Source organism: Paraburkholderia humisilvae (assembly GCF_902859855.1).
In the GTDB taxonomy this organism is placed as follows: domain Bacteria; phylum Pseudomonadota; class Gammaproteobacteria; order Burkholderiales; family Burkholderiaceae; genus Paraburkholderia; species Paraburkholderia humisilvae.
In genome coordinates, this window is the sequence record NZ_CADIKH010000047.1 from 1 (window position 1) to 17,922 (window position 17,922).

The 17,922-nt window shown below is 63.8% G+C and carries 14 protein-coding genes and 1 pseudogene; 5 read left to right on the plus strand and 10 right to left on the minus strand.

Annotated features, from left to right (window positions below):
- A partial coding sequence (locus tag HV796_RS31495; RefSeq protein ID WP_175231723.1) for a DHA2 family efflux MFS transporter permease subunit occupies positions 1–952 on the plus strand: 952 nt, incomplete at its 5' end.
- 218 nt (positions 953–1,170) lie between these two features.
- On the plus strand, positions 1,171–1,632 hold the full coding sequence (locus HV796_RS31500; protein ID WP_175231725.1) for a cupin domain-containing protein: 462 nt from the start codon (positions 1,171–1,173) through the stop codon (positions 1,630–1,632).
- 25 nt (positions 1,633–1,657) lie between these two features.
- On the opposite strand, the gene truB is transcribed toward HV796_RS31500, so the two are convergent.
- The 9 genes from truB to HV796_RS31545 all read right to left on the minus strand — a co-directional run bounded on the left by truB (position 1,658) and on the right by HV796_RS31545 (position 14,472).
- Entirely contained in the window at positions 1,658–2,611 is a 954-nt protein-coding gene (truB, locus tag HV796_RS31505) for a tRNA pseudouridine(55) synthase TruB (RefSeq protein ID WP_175231728.1), read from the minus strand.
- 21 nt (positions 2,612–2,632) lie between these two features.
- A complete protein-coding gene (gene rbfA, locus HV796_RS31510) occupies positions 2,633–2,998 on the minus strand; it encodes a 30S ribosome-binding factor RbfA (RefSeq protein ID WP_175231730.1) in 366 nt (121 codons plus the stop codon).
- A 73-nt stretch (positions 2,999–3,071) separates the two neighbouring features.
- Positions 3,072–5,996: a translation initiation factor IF-2 gene (gene infB / locus HV796_RS31515; RefSeq protein ID WP_175231732.1), complete on the minus strand. Its 2,925-nt coding sequence runs from the start codon at positions 5,994–5,996 to the stop codon at positions 3,072–3,074.
- 122 nt (positions 5,997–6,118) lie between these two features.
- Positions 6,119–7,594, minus strand: coding sequence for a transcription termination factor NusA (gene nusA, locus HV796_RS31520; protein WP_175231734.1), 1,476 nt, complete (start codon positions 7,592–7,594; stop codon positions 6,119–6,121).
- The gene (gene rimP, locus HV796_RS31525) at positions 7,591–8,049 is read right to left on the minus strand and encodes a ribosome maturation factor RimP (protein WP_175231808.1); all 459 of its coding nucleotides are present in this window, start codon (positions 8,047–8,049) and stop codon (positions 7,591–7,593) included. Before rimP ends, nusA begins: the two co-directional genes overlap by 4 nt.
- Before the next feature lie 553 nt (positions 8,050–8,602).
- Positions 8,603–10,435 carry a 23S rRNA pseudouridine(2605) synthase RluB gene (gene rluB / locus HV796_RS31530; RefSeq protein ID WP_175231736.1) on the minus strand — a complete coding sequence of 611 codons (1,833 nt, stop codon included), beginning with the start codon at positions 10,433–10,435 and terminating at the stop codon, positions 8,603–8,605.
- Between the two features lie 61 nt (positions 10,436–10,496).
- Complete coding sequence (gene scpB / locus HV796_RS31535; RefSeq protein ID WP_175231738.1) at positions 10,497–11,780, minus strand: SMC-Scp complex subunit ScpB; 1,284 nt, start codon at positions 11,778–11,780, stop codon at positions 10,497–10,499.
- A gap of 408 nt (positions 11,781–12,188) precedes the next feature.
- Positions 12,189–13,394, minus strand: coding sequence for a pyridoxal phosphate-dependent aminotransferase (locus HV796_RS31540; protein WP_175231740.1), 1,206 nt, complete (start codon positions 13,392–13,394; stop codon positions 12,189–12,191).
- Between the two features lie 175 nt (positions 13,395–13,569).
- Positions 13,570–14,472, minus strand: coding sequence for a LysR family transcriptional regulator (locus tag HV796_RS31545; RefSeq protein ID WP_175231742.1), 903 nt, complete (start codon positions 14,470–14,472; stop codon positions 13,570–13,572).
- Positions 14,473–14,936: 464 nt separating this feature from the next.
- On the opposite strand from HV796_RS31545, the pseudogene HV796_RS31550 reads away from it, so the two are divergent.
- Both HV796_RS31550 and HV796_RS31555 read left to right on the plus strand, forming a co-directional pair.
- Positions 14,937–15,332 (plus strand): annotated as a pseudogene (locus HV796_RS31550) (transposase); the annotation flags it as partial.
- A 237-nt stretch (positions 15,333–15,569) separates the two neighbouring features.
- Complete coding sequence (locus HV796_RS31555; protein WP_175231746.1) at positions 15,570–15,848, plus strand: hypothetical protein; 279 nt, start codon at positions 15,570–15,572, stop codon at positions 15,846–15,848.
- Positions 15,849–16,224: 376 nt separating this feature from the next.
- Here HV796_RS31555 and HV796_RS31560 read toward each other — a convergent pair whose 3' ends face one another.
- Positions 16,225–16,527, minus strand: a complete 303-nt coding sequence (locus HV796_RS31560) for a hypothetical protein (RefSeq protein ID WP_175231748.1) — start codon at positions 16,525–16,527, stop codon at positions 16,225–16,227.
- 318 nt (positions 16,528–16,845) lie between these two features.
- Here HV796_RS31560 and HV796_RS31565 point away from each other — a divergent pair, with 318 nt between their 5' ends.
- Positions 16,846–17,526, plus strand: a complete 681-nt coding sequence (locus HV796_RS31565; RefSeq protein WP_246356133.1) for a YdcF family protein — start codon at positions 16,846–16,848, stop codon at positions 17,524–17,526.
- Positions 17,527–17,922 lie beyond the last annotated feature (396 nt).

Genomic DNA, 17,922 nt, shown 5'->3' on the forward strand with positions numbered 1-17,922 from the left:
GCCGATCGATACGGTCGGCCTCGTGCTGCTGATCACCTGGGTCGGTTCGCTGCAGGTCATGCTCGACAAGGGCAAAGACCTCGACTGGTTTTCATCGACGACGATCATCGCGCTCACCTTGATCGCGGTGATCGCGTTCGCGTTCTTCGTCGTCTGGGAACTGACTGCCGATCACCCGGTCGTGGACCTGTCGCTCTTCAAACTGCGCAATTTCACCGGCGGGACGGTCGCGCTATCGATCGGTTACGGGCTCTACTTCGGCAACCTCGTGTTGCTGCCGCTCTGGCTGCAAACGGACATCGGCTACACGGCAACCGACGCGGGCATCATCATGGCGCCGGTCGGTCTGTTCGCCATCCTGCTGTCGCCGCTCACCGGCAAGGTGTTGCCGCGCACCGATCCGCGCTATATCGCGACCGCATCGTTTCTGGTTTTCGCGCTGTGCTTCTGGATGCGCTCACGCTATACGACGGGCGTCGATACGTTTGCACTGACGGTGCCGACGCTCATCCAGGGCGTGGCGATGGCGGGTTTCTTCATTCCGCTCGTGTCGATCACGCTGTCCGGATTGCCGGGCAACCGGATTCCGGCGGCATCGGGTCTGTCGAACTTCGTGCGGATCATGTGCGGCGGCATCGGCACGTCGATTTTCCAGACCGCGTGGGACCACCGGACGATTCTTCATCACACGCGGCTTGTCACGCAGGCGAATCCCTATAACCCGACGTTCGATGCGGCAGTCCAGCAGATGAACCAGCTGGGCCTGAGCCACGAACAGGCGTTCGGATTGTTCAACTCAATGGCGACGCAACAGGCGGCGCAATTGGGCGTCAACGACCTGTTCTACATTTCGGCTGGTATCTTTGTCGCGCTGATTGCGCTGATCTGGATCACGAAGCCGGAGCGCTCGCACGGCGGCGATGCGGGCGCCGCGGCTTCTGCGGCACATTAAGTGCACTGAGTGCACGGAATAATGCGGCAACGTGCGGACCCTATACAGCGGCGTGCTCAGACACGAACGGCCGCATCGCACCGCGAATCCGCATCGATTGTTGACGTGACTCGGTTACCGTGAGGCGGTAGATTCGTGGCGGCAATACGCAATTGCTAGCGTTTGCGACAAGCGACACGACACCCTTCTCCTCCTGGTCAGCCATTAGCGGGTCACCCATGAACAGACATTGGACAAACGGAATAGCCGCCTTCAGCGCGACGTTGATGTGCGTCGCGCTTTCCCCCGTTGCCGCGCACGCGCAAGCGGAAGTGATCAAGCCGATCAAGATCACGAAACCTGAAATCAACGGCTCGATCTTTCAACGCAAGGGCGCGGTGCATGAGAAGAAGGACGGCAACGCAACGACGGATGTCGTAACGTTTACGTCGAAAGATGGCGGATACCAAACCGGGCTATATCAATCCGGGCCGCTGCACGAGGTCACCAAAGACTACCCGTATAACGAGTTTCTTTATTTCATCAGCGGCGGCGTCACGCTGACCTCGACGGACGGCTCGGTGATGATCGTCCATGCGGGCGAAGGGGTCACGATTCCCCGAGGCTGGAGCGGCACCTACGATACGAAGGGCTATACGAAGCTGTACGTCACGTACAACCCGGACGACGTCAAGAAATAATCGTACGGACGGCCGGACAGCGCGCTCAGGCCGTCGCCGTGACGATCAGCCGTTCCGGCGCGAGCACGCCGTCGCCCGCCTTCGCGACACCAAGCAGACGTCCTTCAACGGCCGCATAGACGCGCACGCGCGGCGCGCACAGCGCGGCGCCGCTGATTGACAGTTCCGCAAGACGCAACCGCTGCCCGTGCAGGAAACGGCGTGATGCTTCGGCGTCGAGCTGCACCGCGGGAAATGTGGAGAGCAGCGCATCCACCGGTTGCAGCCAGCGATCGCGATCACTTTCGGCCGCATCGGACAGCATATCGAGCGTCACCGCATGCTCGAGTGTCAGCGCGCCGACGCCGGTGCGCCGCAGCGCGATCAGATGCGCGCCGCAGCCCAGCGCCGCACCGATATCCTCAGCCAGCGTACGCACATAAGTGCCCTTGCTGCATGTCACGCGAAATGTCACGTCCGGCCGCGCGCACGCGATCAATTCGAGCCTGTGAATCGTGACCCGGCGCCCTTCCCGCTCGACCGTTTGTCCGGCACGCGCATATTCATAAAGGGGCTTGCCGTCGCGTTTGAGTGCCGAATACATCGGCGGAATCTGAACGATCTCGCCGCGAAATTGCGCCAGTGCGGCCGCGATGTCCGCGTCGTCGCAATGAACATCGCGTGTCTGCAGCACATCGCCTTCCGCATCGCCCGTCGACGTCGTGATGCCCAGACGCATCGTCGCCTCGTACGTCTTGTCCGCATCCAGCAGATCCTGCGAGAACTTGGTGGCCTCGCCGAAGCACAGCGGCAACAGGCCGGACGCGAGCGGATCGAGCGTGCCCGTATGTCCGGCCTTCTTCGCCTGATAGAGGCGCTTCGCGCGAATCAGCGCATCGTTGCTCGACAGCCCGACCGGTTTGTCGAGCAACAGCACGCCGTCGAGCGCGCGGCGCGGCGCACGCGGGCGCTGCGGTGCGGAGGGAGAGGCGGTCGTCATGTCAGCCGGCACGTGACAGTGTCAGTCTTCTTTCGCGCGGTTCGCGTTCGCTTCGTCGATCAGGCGCGACATCTGCACCGCCTGCTCGATCGTCTTGTCGTAGTGGAAATGCAGCGTCGGCACCGTGTGGATATGCAACCGCTTGAAGAGCTGGTTATGCAGATGGCCCGCCGCATGATTGAGCGCATCCTGGGTTTGCGCCGGATCGCCCGTCAGCGTCGTGAAATAGACTTTCGCGTGCGCGTAGTCCGGCGTCAACTCGACGCTCTGGATCGTGACGAGTCCTATGCGCGGGTCTTTGACCTCGCGCAGCAAATCGGACAGATCGCGTTGAATTTGATCCGCGATCTGTACGTTGCGATTGGGAGAAGTGCGTTTTTTCGGCATGTTCAGTCAGGCATAAAAACACAGGGCGGAGCCGGCTCAGCGCCCGCTCCGCCCCTGTGGCGCGGCGCTCCGGTTACAGCGTACGCGCGACTTCGGTGACCTCGAAAACTTCGAACTGGTCGCCTTCCACGATGTCGTTGAAGTTCTTCACCGACATACCGCACTCGAAGCCCTGGCGCACTTCACGGACGTCGTCCTTGAAGCGCTTGAGCGAATCGAGCTCGCCGGTGTGAATGACGACGTTGTTGCGCAGCACGCGCACCGACGACGACCGCTTGACGACACCATCGGTGACCATACAGCCCGCCACCGTACCGACCTTCGGCACCTTGAACACCTGGCGCACTTCGACCATGCCGGTCACGACCTCGCGTTTCTCCGGCGCGAGCATGCCGGACATCGCAGCCTTAACCTCATCCACTGCGTCGTAGATGATGTTGTAGTAGCGGATGTCGACGCCATTCGTTTCCGCGAGCTTGCGCGCCTGCGCATCGGCCCGCGTGTTGAAGCCGACGATCACCGCCTTGGACGCGGTCGCGAGGTTGACGTCCGATTCGCTGATGCCGCCGACCGCGCCGTGCACGATCTGCACGCGCACTTCGTCGGTGGACAGTTTGAGCAGCGCCTGCACCAGCGCTTCCTGCGAACCCTGCACGTCCGCCTTGACGATGAGCGGCAGGTTCTGCACTTCGCCTTCGCCCATCTGCTCGAGCATGTTTTCGAGCTTCGCGGCCTGCTGCTTCGCAAGCTTGACGTCGCGGAACTTGCCCTGACGGAACAACGCGATTTCGCGCGCCTTGCGGTCGTCCGGCATCACGATCATCTCTTCGCCCGCGGCCGGCACTTCCGACAGGCCCTGGATTTCGACCGGAATCGACGGACCTGCCGACTTCGTCGCCTTGCCGGTTTCGTCGAGCATCGCGCGCACACGGCCATAGGCACTGCCGGCCAGCACGACGTCGCCGCGGTTCAGCGTACCGGACTGCACGAGGATCGTCGCGACCGGGCCCTTGCCCTTGTCGAGTTTCGCTTCGATCACGAGGCCCTTCGCGGGCGCCTCGACCGGCGCCTTCAGTTCAAGCACTTCGGCCTGCAGCAACACGTTTTCCAGCAGGTCGTCGATACCCTGACCGGTCTTCGCCGACACCGGCACGAACGGCGAATCGCCACCGTACTCTTCCGGCACGACGCCTTCCGCGACGAGTTCCTGCTTGACGCGCTCCGGATTCGCTTCGGCCTTGTCGATCTTGTTGATCGCGACGACCAGCGGCACCCCGCCCGCCTTCGCGTGCGAGATGGCTTCCTTCGTCTGCGGCATCACGCCGTCATCGGCGGCGACCACGAGAATCACGATATCGGTCGCCTTGGCGCCGCGTGCACGCATTGCCGTGAACGCTTCGTGACCCGGCGTATCGAGGAACGTGATCACGCCGCGCGGCGTTTCGACGTGGTACGCGCCGATATGCTGCGTAATGCCGCCCGCTTCGCCGGCCGCGACCTTCGCGCGCCGGATGTAGTCGAGCAGCGACGTCTTGCCGTGGTCGACGTGACCCATCACCGTGACAACCGGCGGACGCGGCAGCGCTTCCGCGTCGGTCGCTTCGCCTTCGACCAGCATCGCTTCCGGATCGTCGAGCTTCGCGGCCACCGCGTGGTGCCCCAGCTCTTCGACGACGATCATCGCGGTTTCCTGGTCGAGCATCTGGTTGATCGTGACCATCTGGCCGAGCTTCATCATCACCTTGATGACTTCCGAAGCCTTCACCGACATCTTGTGCGCGAGGTCGGCCACCGTGATGGTTTCCGGCACATGCACTTCACGCACGATCGGCTCGGTCGGCGCCTGGAATGTGGTGCTGGCTTCCTGATGCTTGCCACGACCCTTCGGTCCGCCACGCCAGCCGCGATCGACGCCGCCGCTCGTGTCGCCGCGCGTCTTGATGCCGCGGCGCTTGGCCGCATCGTCCTGCCAGCCGCCGGCCTTGCCGCCGGCTTTCTTCTTGTCACCGCTGGGCGCCGACGGTGCCGACGGCGTCGCCGACGGTGCCGCTGCGGCAGGCTTCTTCGCCGCCGGGCGCGCCGCCGGTGCTTCGCCAGCCGGGCGCGCGGGCTTATGCAGCGTGCCCTTCGCCTCGGCCGTCTTCGGCGGCTCAACGGGTTTCTGCGCCGCCGCCGGCTCCGGTGCTTTCGCCTGCGCTGCCTTGCGCGGCGTGCTCATCATTTCGCGAATCGCGCGCGCTTCGGCTTCCGCCGCCGCACGACGCTTCGCAATCTCTTCCTGCTCGGCGCGCGCCTTCTCGGACGCCGCACGCGCGGCATCCTCGGCCTTCTTCGCCGCTTCGCGCTGCGCCGCGCGTTCCGCTGCCGCGCGCTCGTCTTCCTGTTCCTGATCGGCGGCACGCTCTGCTTCCGCCTGCTGCTCGCGTGCAGCCGCTTCGGCCATCGCCGCGGCGCGCTTCTTCGCCGCCTCTTCCTCCGCGCGCTGACGCTGCGCCTCAGCCGCCTGTTCGCGCGCCTGGCGCTCGGCCTCTTCACGCTCGAGGCGCTCCTGGCGCTCCTTCAGCTCCTGCGCCTGCTGCGCAAGCAGCTCGGCCTGCTGGCGCGCTTCTTCCTCGCGACGCTGCAATTCGAGTTCTTCGGCCTCGACCTCGGCGGTAGCCGCATGAGCAGGGGCGTGCTCACCGTGCTCGGCCGATTCATCACGGCGGACAAAGGTGCGCTTCTTGCGAACTTCGACCTGAATGGTGCGAGCCTTACCCGTCGCGTCGGACTGCTTGATTTCCGACGTGTGCCGTCGCGTGAGCGTGATCTTGCGCTTGTCGGCGTCCTGCGAGCCGTGCGACTTGCGCAAGTGGTCGAGCAGACGCGCCTTGTCGGTCTCCGACAAGGCATCATCCTCACTCGCTTTCTGTACGCCCGCCGCCTGCAGCTGCTCGAGCAGCACGCCTGCAGGCATTTTCAGTTCCGCGGCAAATTGGGCTACGTTGTTACTCGCCATTCATTCCTCTTAGTGCAAGGACCGATTCCTTGCGGTTAGCATCGGGTCGTGCGGCCATGCGGCCTTGATACACATCAAAGCCTGCCGCGTTCAGGTCAGTGGTTCATGGTCATGTCACTTTGTCACTGGAACCAGTGTTCACGGGCCTTCATGATCAACGCCTTCGCGGCGTCCTCTTCCATGCCGGTCATTTCAACCAGCTCATCTACTGCCAGTTCCGCCAGATCGTCGCGCGTTTGCACCTGATGTTCGGCGAGCTTCGCGAGCAGATCGGCATCCATGCCGTCGAGGCTCTTCAGATCGAGCGCCACGCCCTCGACCTTCTCCTCGTTCGCGATCGCCATCGTCAGCAGCGCATCGCGCGCGCGGTTACGCAACTCGTGAACCGTGTCTTCGTCGAATGCCTCGATTTCGAGCATCTCGTTGAGCGGCACATAAGCGATCTCTTCGAGGCTCGTGAAGCCTTCGTCGATCAGGATGTCGGCGACTTCCTCGTCGACATCGAGACGCGCCATGAACAGGTCACGCAGGACACTGCGTTCCTGATTCTGCTTTTGCGCAGACTCGTCCGGCGTCATGATGTTGATCTGCCAGCCGGTCAATTCGCTAGCAAGACGCACGTTCTGGCCGCTGCGGCCGATAGCGACCGCCAGTTCGTTTTCGTCGACGACGACGTCCATCGAGTGCTTTTCTTCGTCGACGACGATCGACTGGACGGCTGCCGGCGCAAGGGCGCCGATCACAAACTGGGCGGGATCTTCCGACCATAGCACGATGTCGACGTTTTCGCCACCCAGCTCATTTCGCACGGCCTGCACGCGCGAGCCGCGAATGCCGACGCAGGTGCCGATCGGATCGATGCGCTTGTCATACGCGATCACGCCGATCTTCGCGCGCACGCCTGGATCGCGCGCCGCCGCCTTGATCTCGAGCAGCCCTTGTTCGATCTCCGGCACTTCCATCTCGAACAGCTTCATCAGAAACTCGGGCGCGGTGCGCGACAACTCGATCTGCGGACCGCGCGCGGTGCGGTCGACCTTCGCGATATACGCGCGCACGCGGTCGCCGACGCGCAGGTTTTCCTTCGGAATCAGCTGGTCGCGGCGCAACAGCGCCTCGACACGGCCCGATTCGACAATGAAGTTGCCTTTGTCGAGCCGCTTGACCGTGCCGGTCATGATACTTTCGCCGCGCTCGAGGAAGTCGTTAAGGATCTGCTCGCGCTCCGCGTCGCGAACCTTCTGCAGAATCACCTGTTTCGCGGCCTGCGCGCCGATACGGCCGAATTCGATCGACGGCACGGGTTCTTCCAGGAAGTCGTCGATTTGCGCATCGGGCTTCTGCTCGCGCGCTTCGAACAGCAGGATTTCCTGGTCCGGCTCCTGCAGACCCGCTTCGTCGGGCACCACGCGCCAACGGCGGAACGTTTCGTGCTCGCCGCTCTCACGGTCGATATGAACGCGGATGTCCGCGTCCTCGTCGAAGAGTTTCTTGGATGCCGAGGCGAGCGCCGCTTCCAGTGCGGCAAATACGACGTCCTTGTCGACGTTCTTCTCGCGTGCCAGCGCATCCACCAGCATCAACACTTCGCGACTCATTGTTTGCGGCTCCTAAAGTCAACTTTCGGAACGAGGCGTGCTTTATCGATATCCGCCAGCGTGAAATCCAGCATGGCGGCGCCTTCCTTCCCTTCAAATTCAAGACCGATCGTCTCGCCTTGCGGAGCATGCAAAATACCCCGGTACGATTTACGTCCGTCCAATGGCCTTTTTAACGTGATCACCGCCTCGCTGCCCGCGAAGCGTTCGAAATCCGCCAGTTTCTTGAGCGGCCGGTCGAGCCCCGGCGACGATACTTCGAGCCGCTCGTAATCGATGTTCTCGACCGTCAGAACGTGCTGGAGCTGACGCGTGACCTTTTCGCAATCTTCGATCGCGATGCCGGCAGGCTGGTCGATATACACAGTCAGCATGCCGCGCCCGGTGCGCTCAAGATCGACGAACTCGTAGCCAAGGCCCACGACCGTCGTTTCAATCAGTTCCGTCAATTGCACAATGCCCTCTAGATGTTCGCGCGGCGCGCCTGCCGGGTTGCCACAGACGGAGTTGCCGCAGTGGGGTTGCCCGGCGAGGTTGCCGGAACCTGCCACAAAGCTGCCATCGAACACCACCACAGCGGGCCGCGCCAGGCCGACGCGCGTTGTGCTTTCCGTGCTTCCCGGGATGCCGAACCACATGTCGTACGCATTGATTGCGAACTTGCGCGGCAAAAAAAAATGGGCGAAACGCCCATCATCTTATTGCCGGTGGTCGCACCTGAGCCGCACGCAGAAACCAGACTCGCAACCGCACGCCCAGCGACTTTGTGATTGTAGCCATTTTTCAGGACAAACGCAAACCGCGAAGCCGCCGGGAGGCGCATTCGCGCTTGCTTCAGCGTCAATCGAGGGGGAAAAGCAAAAAGGCGTGGCGGAAAGGATCGGGATCGGCCGACAACGTTTGAAGGTGTTTGGCGCCCTTTATTCCAGTTAACTCGCGCCAGGCCCGTAGGCCGCGTCATCCGGCCCGTGGACCTCGCTCCGACTACGCGTGATCCACGCCACGCGCCTATCGGCCGCGCGTGCGGCCGCGCGGCGTGCGGTTTCCGTTTCCGTTTGCGTTTGGATTACTGCCGCGATTCGCGTTGCCGCCACGGTTGACGTTACCGCCGCCCAGTGCGCGGCTGCCACCGCGATTGTTGCTGTTGCCCGCGCCTGCCGCGCGATTGCCGCCACCTGACGGCGCACGATTGCCGTCAATCTCACGCCCGCCACGGCCACCCTTGTTCGCGCGCCCCTCGATGCGACTACCGCCGCGGTTGCCGAAATTGCCACCGCCGGGACCGGTGTTGAGTGCGCCGAACCCGCTACCGCCTGCCTGGCCGCGCCGGCCACCGCCGCCACGCTGCTGTTGCTGATCGAAACGGCCATGCGACATCAGTACGGGCTCGCGATGAATGAAGCCCATCGACGTCTGCATCGGATCCGGCTGGCGACGTTCCTGCGCCGGATTGCGCCCGCCGCCCTTCTCTTCGCTCGGCGCCTTCAGCCCGACCGACGCCATCAGGCTGCGCACCTGGTTGTCTTCGAGTTCTTCCCAACGACCACGCTTCAGACCGCGCGGCAGTGAAATCGCACCATGCCGCGTGCGAATCAGGCGACTCACCATCAGGCCGACCGCCTCGAACATCCGACGCACCTCGCGGTTGCGTCCTTCAGCCAGCGCGACGTGATACCAGTGATTCGTGCCTTCGCCGCCGCCGTCACGGATGCGCAGGAAGTTCGCGGGACCGTCGTCGAGTTCGACGCCGCTTAGCAGCTTTTGCCGCATCCCCTCAGCGAGTTCGCCGACGACGCGCACCGCATACTCGCGCTCGACGCTATAGCGCGGATGCATGAAGCGGTTCGCCAGATCGCCCGACGTCGTCAGCATCAGCAGACCTTCGGTATTGAAGTCGAGCCGGCCGACCGCGAGCCACTTCGCGCTCTTCATCGGCGGCAGCTTGTCGAATACCGACGGACGGCCTTCCGGGTCCGCATGGCTGACGATCTCGCCAGCCGGTTTGTGATACAGCAGCACGCGCGGCGGCTTGCTCTGCAACTTGCGCTTGACTGGCTTGCCGTTGATACGGACCAGGTCGGTTGGCATGATGCGCTGGCCGATATGCGCCGGCTCGCCATTGACGGACACACGACCGGCGACGATCAGCTCCTCCATCTCGCGGCGCGAACCCATGCCGGCTTCCGCCAATACCTTGTGTAGTTTCGGGGCGTCGTCGTCCGGCGCGAGTACGCGTTTCGGTTGCGCCGGACGGCCTCGCCGCAGCATCGGCGCACGCACACCGCCGCCTGGGCCGCCGTTCGAGGAATTGTCCGCATCGAACGCCGGCGACGTGACATACGAAAACAGATCGTCGTCCGCCCCGGCGTCCGGCGCGCCTTGCGGGCCGCTCTGGCCGGGACCGCCGCGGTTCTGACGCGCGCCTTCGCGCGGTGCGGCGCCGCGCTGCTGCCCGTCGCGCTTGCCACCCGCTCGACGGCCGCCTTGGCCTTTTGCGGCGGCGTCCTTGCGCGGCATGCGCACCTGGGCGACGACCTCGCCGTCCGGCGGCGCTTCGGGCACAACTGGTGCCGGCTGCGCCTTGGCGCCCTCGGCACCCGCCTTGCCCTTCGCGCCCGCACGGCGACGCGCGATCAGACTGCGCGGGCCGCGGCGCAACCCGCGGCGCGGGCGCTCGTCGCCTTCCGCGTCGGATCCTTCGCCTGGGCCACCCGGGCCGCTCGCGCCGCTGGTACGTTCCGCGGCGCCCGCTGGCGCCGGCGCCGTGCGCGTGTCATCGGCCGGCGCAGGGCGAACCGCGCGCTCGGATTCGGGCGAATCGGTATCGTGGATGTCAGTCAAAACAACCTCAAAATGTCAGGTCTCACGCCCGTTGCGGGCGCGGTATATAGGTTCAGTTACGTCAGGCGCTACGTGACTCGGGCTCGTCGTCCGTCACCACGCCCGCGTCCTGCGCAGCGTCGCGGCGGTCTTGCGGACCACCCGGCGCCACATGAGTCGAATGCGGCCCGATTGCTTGCTCCGCTTCACTGCGAAGTTCGCCACGATGATCGCGGCTCGGTTCGCCGTGAAGTTCATCGTGAAGTTCGCCGCGTTCCTGCATGGCCGCGGCGGAGGCCGATTCCTTATTCAGTGCATCGGCGGCGGGTTGCACCGTGTCGCCGGTGGCGCCGTGTGGCACCTGATCGATTTCATGCGCGGCTTCACGTGCGCCTTCATGCGCGTGCGCTTCCGCTGTGTCCGCTGCGCGCTCTACTTCGCGTGCGGCGTGGCCGATGGTTGCTTCCCCTGCGACCCCCGCCTCTGCAATCAGATCGGCATCGCCCGCATCCGCATCCGCCGCGAGATTTTCATCACGCGGTGCATCGTTCCTGGGGCTATGCTGCGCAAACCCCGAGCCTGGCACGGCGGTGTCGGCCGCTACGCCCGCTGTCGCGTCGTTCGATTCCGCTTCACGCGACAGGGCTTGCCCAATTGTCTCAGACGTCGCCGCATCGTCGGCCGCCATACTGCGCTGCACCGCTTCAGACTGCCCCGTTTCGCCGGTCGACGCGTCGTGTTCGCCTGCTTCCCCGCTCGACGCCACCGCGTCGCCGGACGCTTGCGCGTCGGGCGCATCGCCGTCCATGAATTCGATCGAGTGCTGCGCGAGCAGATCGACGTTCGCCTGAGCCGACGGATCGTCGAGCGGCGGCAGTTCGTCGAGCGCCTTCAGTCCCAGGTCGTCAAGAAACTGACGCGTCGTCGCGTACAAGGCCGGTCGACCCGGCACATCGCGATGACCGATCACCTCGATCCAGCCTCGGTCTTCGAGCTGCTTGACGACCTGCGTGTTCACCGTGACGCCGCGGATCTCTTCGATATCGCCGCGCGTCACCGGTTGCCGGTAAGCGATGATCGCCAACGTCTCCAGTACCGCGCGAGAATACTTCGGCGGTTTTTCCGGATGCAGACGATCGAGATACGTGCGCATGCCCGGCTTGCTCTGGAACCGCCAGCCCGACGCCAGCGCCACCAGCTCGACGCCGCGCCCCGACCACTCCTGCTTCAGGTCTTCAAGCAACGTGCGAACCGTATCTGCCGACACGTTGTCGGCAAAGAGCTTACGCAACTCACCGAGCTTTAATGGCTCCTGCGCGCAGATCAATGCAGTCTCGAGGACGATCTTCGCCTCTTGGGTATTCATGCAGCTAGGTCAGACCCTGTGGTCAAAAGAACCGGATCAAACAGACGACAAGCAGACGATAGTGGAACAGAAGACGCGCTCGCCCGATTTTGATCGGTCATATTGATGGGAGCACGCACCGGGGGGAGGCAAACTGGCATTCAGGCCATACCCAGCCGGACGACGGAGCAGCGAAATTCCGGAAAGGAACCGCGTGACTGGCTGCCATATTACGCAAAAAGATTCAGTGCGTAAAGCCGACGGGGTCCGAAGGAGTTCAATTGCGGGGTTCAACCACGGCGGAGGCCCCATGACAATGGCCTGAACCGCGAAGAAAGGCTGGAAAGCGCCATATGACAGCGGCAACACGACGACGTCAGGTCGGCCTGCATGCGCGGGATCGGCAGGCTCGCGGCCACGCGAGCCCGCTTAGATCGCGCGCCGTCCTTCGAGGAAGCCTCGCAGCCGCGCGACGCCTTCATCGAGCCGCGCGGTTTCGCATGCATAACACCAGCGCACGAAGCCTTCGCCTTCGGGTCCAAACGCGCTCCCCGGCGCAAGCCCGATACGCGCATCGCGCACCAGCGCCTTGCACAGCGCGAGACTGCCGGCAGCTGCACCCGGCAGCGAGAAAAACAGGTACATCGCGCCCGCCGGCGCCTTGATGTCGACGCCCGGCAGCGCCGACAACGCCCGCACGAGGTGATCGCGCGACGCCTTCAGTTCGCCGACCAGTTGCTGCGTGAACGCCTCGCCCTGCTGAACCGCGGCGAGCCCGGCCTGCTGCACGAAAGCCGGTGCACATGACGTGTTGTATTCAACCAGCTTGCCGAGATCGTCCATCAACGGCGCCGGCGCGACAATCCAGCCGAGTCGCCACCCTGTCATCAGCCACGCCTTCGAAAACGAGTTGACGCAGATCACCCGTTCGTCGCGCGAAGCCAGATCGAGGAACGACGGCGCCACGCTGCGCCCCTCACCAGCGTAGTAAAGCCGCTCGTACACCTCATCCGCGATGATCCAGATGCCATGACGCCGGCAATGGTCGAGCACCGCGCGCTGCTCGTCACGGGTCATCACCCAGCCGGTCGGGTTGTTTGGCGAGTTCAGCATCAGGAGCTTCGTGCCAGGCGTCAACGCGGCGAGCAACCGTTCGAGATCCAGCGTCCAGCCGCGCGGACCGTAGTCGAGCGCCACCGTTTCGACATGCGCGCCGAGAATCTTCGGAATCTCGACGAGATTCGGCCACAGCGGCGTGACCTCGACCACGCGATCACCCGGCCCCACCACCAGTTGCGCGGCGAGCATCAGCGCATTCACCCCGGCGCTCGTCACCGCGACGTGATCAACTGCCGTCGCGCCATGCAGCGCGCTCACGTAACCGGCGAGCGCCGCGCGCAACGGCGCAATGCCGAGATTGTGCGTATAGAACGTCGCACCGGCCGCCAGCGCCGCGCTCGCGGCGTCGCGGATAAAGAGCGGCGTCACGCGATCGGATTCGCCGAACCAGAACGGCAGCACGTCGTCGAGCCCGAGGCCCGCGTTCGCGACTTCGCGAATCTGCGACGGCCGCAGCGCGCGCACCGCGTCGCGCGCATGGGGCAAGAGGGCTGGGGACAGGTCCGTTTCGCTCATCGCGCCATCCAGGCAAGATCATCGGAAAGGCGACAGTTTACATCGGGAAGGCCGTTCGCCCGACCGTTCACGCGGTGTGAAGCGATGTGATGAGGCAACAGCACACGTCGGCCGAATACCATGGCGCCCGCGCTCGCGTGAGCCTCTGGTGCGAGCATCGGCGCACATTCCGTGCTCAATGCAGATCTTCAGTGCGCGCCGGCACTTGCGTGATCAGGCTCCATACCGCCTCGGCGGCCGGCGACAATGACCGGTCACGACGCCGCACCAGCTCCACCGTGCGCTCCGCGCGCGGGGTCAGCGGCCGGGCCACCAGCGTCGCGTCGGCGGGCAGCGGCAACGCGAGCCACGGCAGCACGCTGACGCCAATGCCCGCCTCGACGAGGCCGTACACCGTCGCCGGATGACCCAGCTCCTGTACGACGGTCGCATGCACGCCGTGCTCGGCCATCGCCGCATCGATAATCGGCCGGCTCCCCGACGCGTAGTCGAGCATCACGAGCCGTTGTCCGTCGAGCGCTTTCCATTCGACCTGCCGGCGCTTCGCCAGCGGATGATCGGCGCGCGACACGAAACAGAACGAGTCGGTCATTAGCGGCTCGGTCAGCAGGTCTTCGGCGGCAATCGGCCCAACGACCACGCCAAAGTCCACTTCGCCGGACTTCACTCTGCGCACGACATCGCTTTGCACATCGTCGCGCAAGCCGAGCGCGATATACGGAAACTGCCGGCCGCACGCGGCAATCACCTGCGGCATCAGGCGGCACGCGATCGTCGGGCTGGCCGCCACGACCACGCGTCCGCGCCGCTGCTCGCCGATTTCGCGAATCTCGCGCAACGCGTCGTCAAGGTCGGTCAGCAGGCGCGACACGCTCGCGATCAGATTGCCACCGGCCTCGGTCAACTGAACCTCGCGCGTGGTCCGGTCGATCAGCTTCAGACCGAGCTCCGCCTCGAGTTCGCGCACACAGCGGCTCACCGCGGACTGCGTCAAGCCGATTTCGTCGCCGGCCCGGCTAAAGCTCTGCAGCCGCGCGACTTCGATGAAGACGCGCAATTGCCGCAGCGTCACATTCATTGGGGTCCCTCATTAATCCCGTCGTTTAATGCGGATTGTATGCGGGAATCGCCGACCGTCTCGCGCCCAGGCATCGTTGCCGCCCCATTTCGCTGCGGCGCAGCAAATAAGCGCAAACGCACGGACGACGGGCTTCATTGCACAAGATTGGTGATTGTCCCGATTTGCGTGTCGGGTTTTTTGGATTCTCATACGGGCCTGGCAAGCACCCGTCCCGGCTTGATACAACGGGACTTTGAGGCGGTTGGCAACCGGTTGGCACACTTCATGCGTTTAGGTTCGCACAAGGTCGGCGCCGAACGCGGTTCATTCAATATCCGCCGCGGCAAACCCGACCCCGCCTGGCATCCGGCTCAACGCGAAATCCGTATACGAGTGAACGGCTTCACGTGCGAAACCGGATGCATCGAGAGTGCGCGGCGCGGGGCAGCGCACCGGAGTTAGCTTCGCTGAGGTGAAACATGATGCTGTTCGACGATTTGAAAGACAACGAGTGGGCTTTGGTCGAGGCGTTGTTCTGTGCGGAGCCGGCGCGGAGCGAACGCCGCGGGCGGCCACGCGTGGAGGCGCGCGCCGTCGTCAACGCGGTGCTGTGGGTTCTGTCGACAGGCGAAGGCTGGTCCAAGCTGCCTGGCCGCTATCCTTCGCCGCCGACCTGCCGTCGCCGCTTCGACGAGTGGCAGGCTGATGGCACCCTCGCCGAAATAGTCAAGCGGCTCGGTACGAGCGGCCGCCAGATTTCGTTGCGTGGACGCATCGGCGCAACGGCTGCGAAGCCGCCCGCACCGCCGAGCCGCGATCGCCTGCGCGGCGCATTCTGGACTAATCCGGAATCGTGGCGTGCGCCGGTTAAGATGGCCTGACAGCCCGCACCGACACTTGATTGACGACTGCCATCGGGCGCTTCAGGGCGCCCGATGCATATTGGGCGGCTACCCCAACCGTTAGCCACGGCCTCTGGCCGACGCCGCCACCCGCCGCCGCCCGGCTGCGATGAAACAACCACTTACTCTTATTTACAGCACGCTTTCTTTGGCGGGCTTAACGTTGCAACATGCAAACCAGTCGGAGCTGACCGTCCTGACGGGAGCCTTCCCATGCGACCAATGTCCCTGTTTCTGTGCGGCATTGTCGTCTCAACGCTTGCCGCGAACGCTGCGGCCCAACAACGGCCGCAAGGTTGGAACTGGAAACCGGACCAGCCGGCCACGCTGCAGGCGTGGCAGCAAGCGGAAACGCGTAATCACGATTTCACGCCGCCGGCGCCGCGCGGCGACCTGCGCGGCGACATCGCCAGCAATGTGCGCGCGCCGCGCACCGAACCACCGTCACGCGATGACACGTCGCGCCGCCATCCGCCGCCGACCCATCCTTGACAGGCTGTGACCGCTCACCGTTAGCCGCGGCATTCGAGCCAATGACGAGCGCCGGCGCGCGGAATCGTCCGTCGCGCTGTGCGCACTCGTCTTCGCAACGCAATTGATGAATGCGGGAACCACGTGCCGACCGGCCAGTCTCATTCATTGCCATAAGCACAGCGTGGCAGAAGTATCCGGTACGCCCGTATCCTCGTGATACGGGCTTTTTTTTGCCCGGTCTATTGGGTTCGCCGCGCCGCGCGGATGGGGGCACGCCTTTTCTCACGGCGCACGAGGCAGCGCCGTCGACGCATGTCACCGCTCGCGTGCCATGCGGCTACGGACCGTGCGGTCCGCACCATTCCATCTTCAGAAGGATCGGCTTACTCGCGTGCTAGAGCGCCGCCGCGCGCGGCTCGGCCGCCACATAGTCGGTCATGCGCCGCGCATCCCAATCGAGCGCTCGCTCATCGCGCGCAAGCCGCGCGAATTCCGCACGGCCCCGCTCGGTCAGCACCGCGATATCCACCGGCGCATGAAAGCCAGGCGCCGGCGCCACGGTACGCTGCCGCACCGTATCCATCATGCCAAGCGAGCGCAGATATTCGAACACGCCGGGGCGTTTCGCCCACGGCACCTGGCGATATTGCACACGCCGTAGTGCTTCAAGTACCGCTTCATTGGAGTAAGTGGTCATCTCACTTCTTTCTTAAAGTGCAGCCATCGTACGTGTCGCGCGACAGTGGCCTGCCGGACGGCATACAGCGCCGACGAAGTGCCCGCCGTGCCGCGCGCCCTGCGGCCATTGTGCCGGCCGCGGTCTATTTCATTCCGGCCCCCGTTGACCGGTATGGTGACGTTCGCTGCGCGCTAGAAAATGCGGCGATGCAGCGGTAACCCGCTACGATACCGAACGCGCAAATACTCCGGAACCAATGTTCCAGAACGATACGTTACCCCAATCAAATTGATCCTATTCATTTTATCGACGCTTTTTTTTGCAGCTTTCCTGCTAATGCGGCGTGCTCGCATCACCATCGCCGCAAGCGGCGTGGCCCTTTTCTGGCTGATCGCGGCCGGCTGGCTGACCGCGCCGCTGCTCACCGTCACGCAATCGGCAAGCGCCTACACCGCGGATGTGCCGTCCTCCGCATTCACCGCGCGCACTGCGATCATCCTGCTCGGCGGCGGCACCGAATATGCGAAGGATCGCATGCTGATTCCGAAGCGCGATGCCTTTGCCCGCATCGGAAAAAGCGCGAGCCTCTACGCGCAGTGCAAACGCGCGGCAATCGTCTGCGATGTGATCGTAAGCGGCGGCAATCCGCAGCATCACGCCGCAAGCGAAGCCGACACCTATTTGCCGTGGCTGCTGCGCGCGGATGTTCCCCGAATGGACATCATTCTCGAAAACCGCAGCCTCAACACATATCAAAACGCACGCAATGTCGCTGCTATTTTGCCGCATGGATATTACGATTCTTTGATTCTCGTCACCTCGGCGTACCAGATGCCGCGTGCACTGCTCGATTTCCACCGGTTCGGCATGCTGCCGCTACCCGTCGTATCGAACACGCGACACGCGCAGCGCGGCGTGTTGCCGCGCTACGAGAATCTGGTCAGCGCCGAACTTGCTTTACACGAACTGATCGGTATCGCGCAATTCCATGTCTATCGTGCGCTCGGCCGGTTTTGACACCTGTGACGCGGATCGGCGTCGTGCGTGACCAGCGCGCATTTCGCATCGAATTTGCTTAGCGATCCGACATATCATCCAAAGGATAACGAACGGCTATAGCACAGCGACGACGCGCAATAGCGGGTTAGCGCTCTCCGCTTCCGCCACGGGATCGTGACTGCCCTGGCCTTATCACCGATCGTCCATTTTTACCTTTCCGTTCGTCATCAAACCCATGCGGCACAGATTATGCGCGCTCGCAAGCCGAACGGGTGGGCGTTCGCTGCTATGCAGCATGAGCGTAACAAAATGTAACGATATGTGAAATCTGTTGCTTCGTCACCGTTGGACTGGACATTGCTGGATAGAATGCATTGTCTTTCCCTTTGGACAGGCCATACTTGGGTCCATAAC

What these genes read in the sequence shown, in the direction of transcription:
- HV796_RS31540 (WP_175231740.1), bottom strand. Translation starts at nt 13,394, where the DNA reads ATGAGCGAAACGGACCTGTCCCCAGCCCTCTTGCCCCATGCGCGCGAC.
- HV796_RS31500 (WP_175231725.1), top strand. Translation starts at nt 1,171, where the DNA reads ATGAACAGACATTGGACAAACGGAATAGCCGCCTTCAGCGCGACGTTG.
- rbfA (WP_175231730.1), bottom strand. Translation starts at nt 2,998, where the DNA reads ATGCCGAAAAAACGCACTTCTCCCAATCGCAACGTACAGATCGCGGAT.
- HV796_RS31565 (WP_246356133.1), top strand. Translation starts at nt 16,846, where the DNA reads ATGCGGCGTGCTCGCATCACCATCGCCGCAAGCGGCGTGGCCCTTTTC.
- infB (WP_175231732.1), bottom strand. Translation starts at nt 5,996, where the DNA reads ATGGCGAGTAACAACGTAGCCCAATTTGCCGCGGAACTGAAAATGCCT.
- nusA (WP_175231734.1), bottom strand. Translation starts at nt 7,594, where the DNA reads ATGAGTCGCGAAGTGTTGATGCTGGTGGATGCGCTGGCACGCGAGAAG.
- scpB (WP_175231738.1), bottom strand. Translation starts at nt 11,780, where the DNA reads ATGAATACCCAAGAGGCGAAGATCGTCCTCGAGACTGCATTGATCTGC.
- HV796_RS31545 (WP_175231742.1), bottom strand. Translation starts at nt 14,472, where the DNA reads ATGAATGTGACGCTGCGGCAATTGCGCGTCTTCATCGAAGTCGCGCGG.
- HV796_RS31560 (WP_175231748.1), bottom strand. Translation starts at nt 16,527, where the DNA reads ATGACCACTTACTCCAATGAAGCGGTACTTGAAGCACTACGGCGTGTG.
- HV796_RS31555 (WP_175231746.1), top strand. Translation starts at nt 15,570, where the DNA reads ATGCGACCAATGTCCCTGTTTCTGTGCGGCATTGTCGTCTCAACGCTT.
- truB (WP_175231728.1), bottom strand. Translation starts at nt 2,611, where the DNA reads ATGACGACCGCCTCTCCCTCCGCACCGCAGCGCCCGCGTGCGCCGCGC.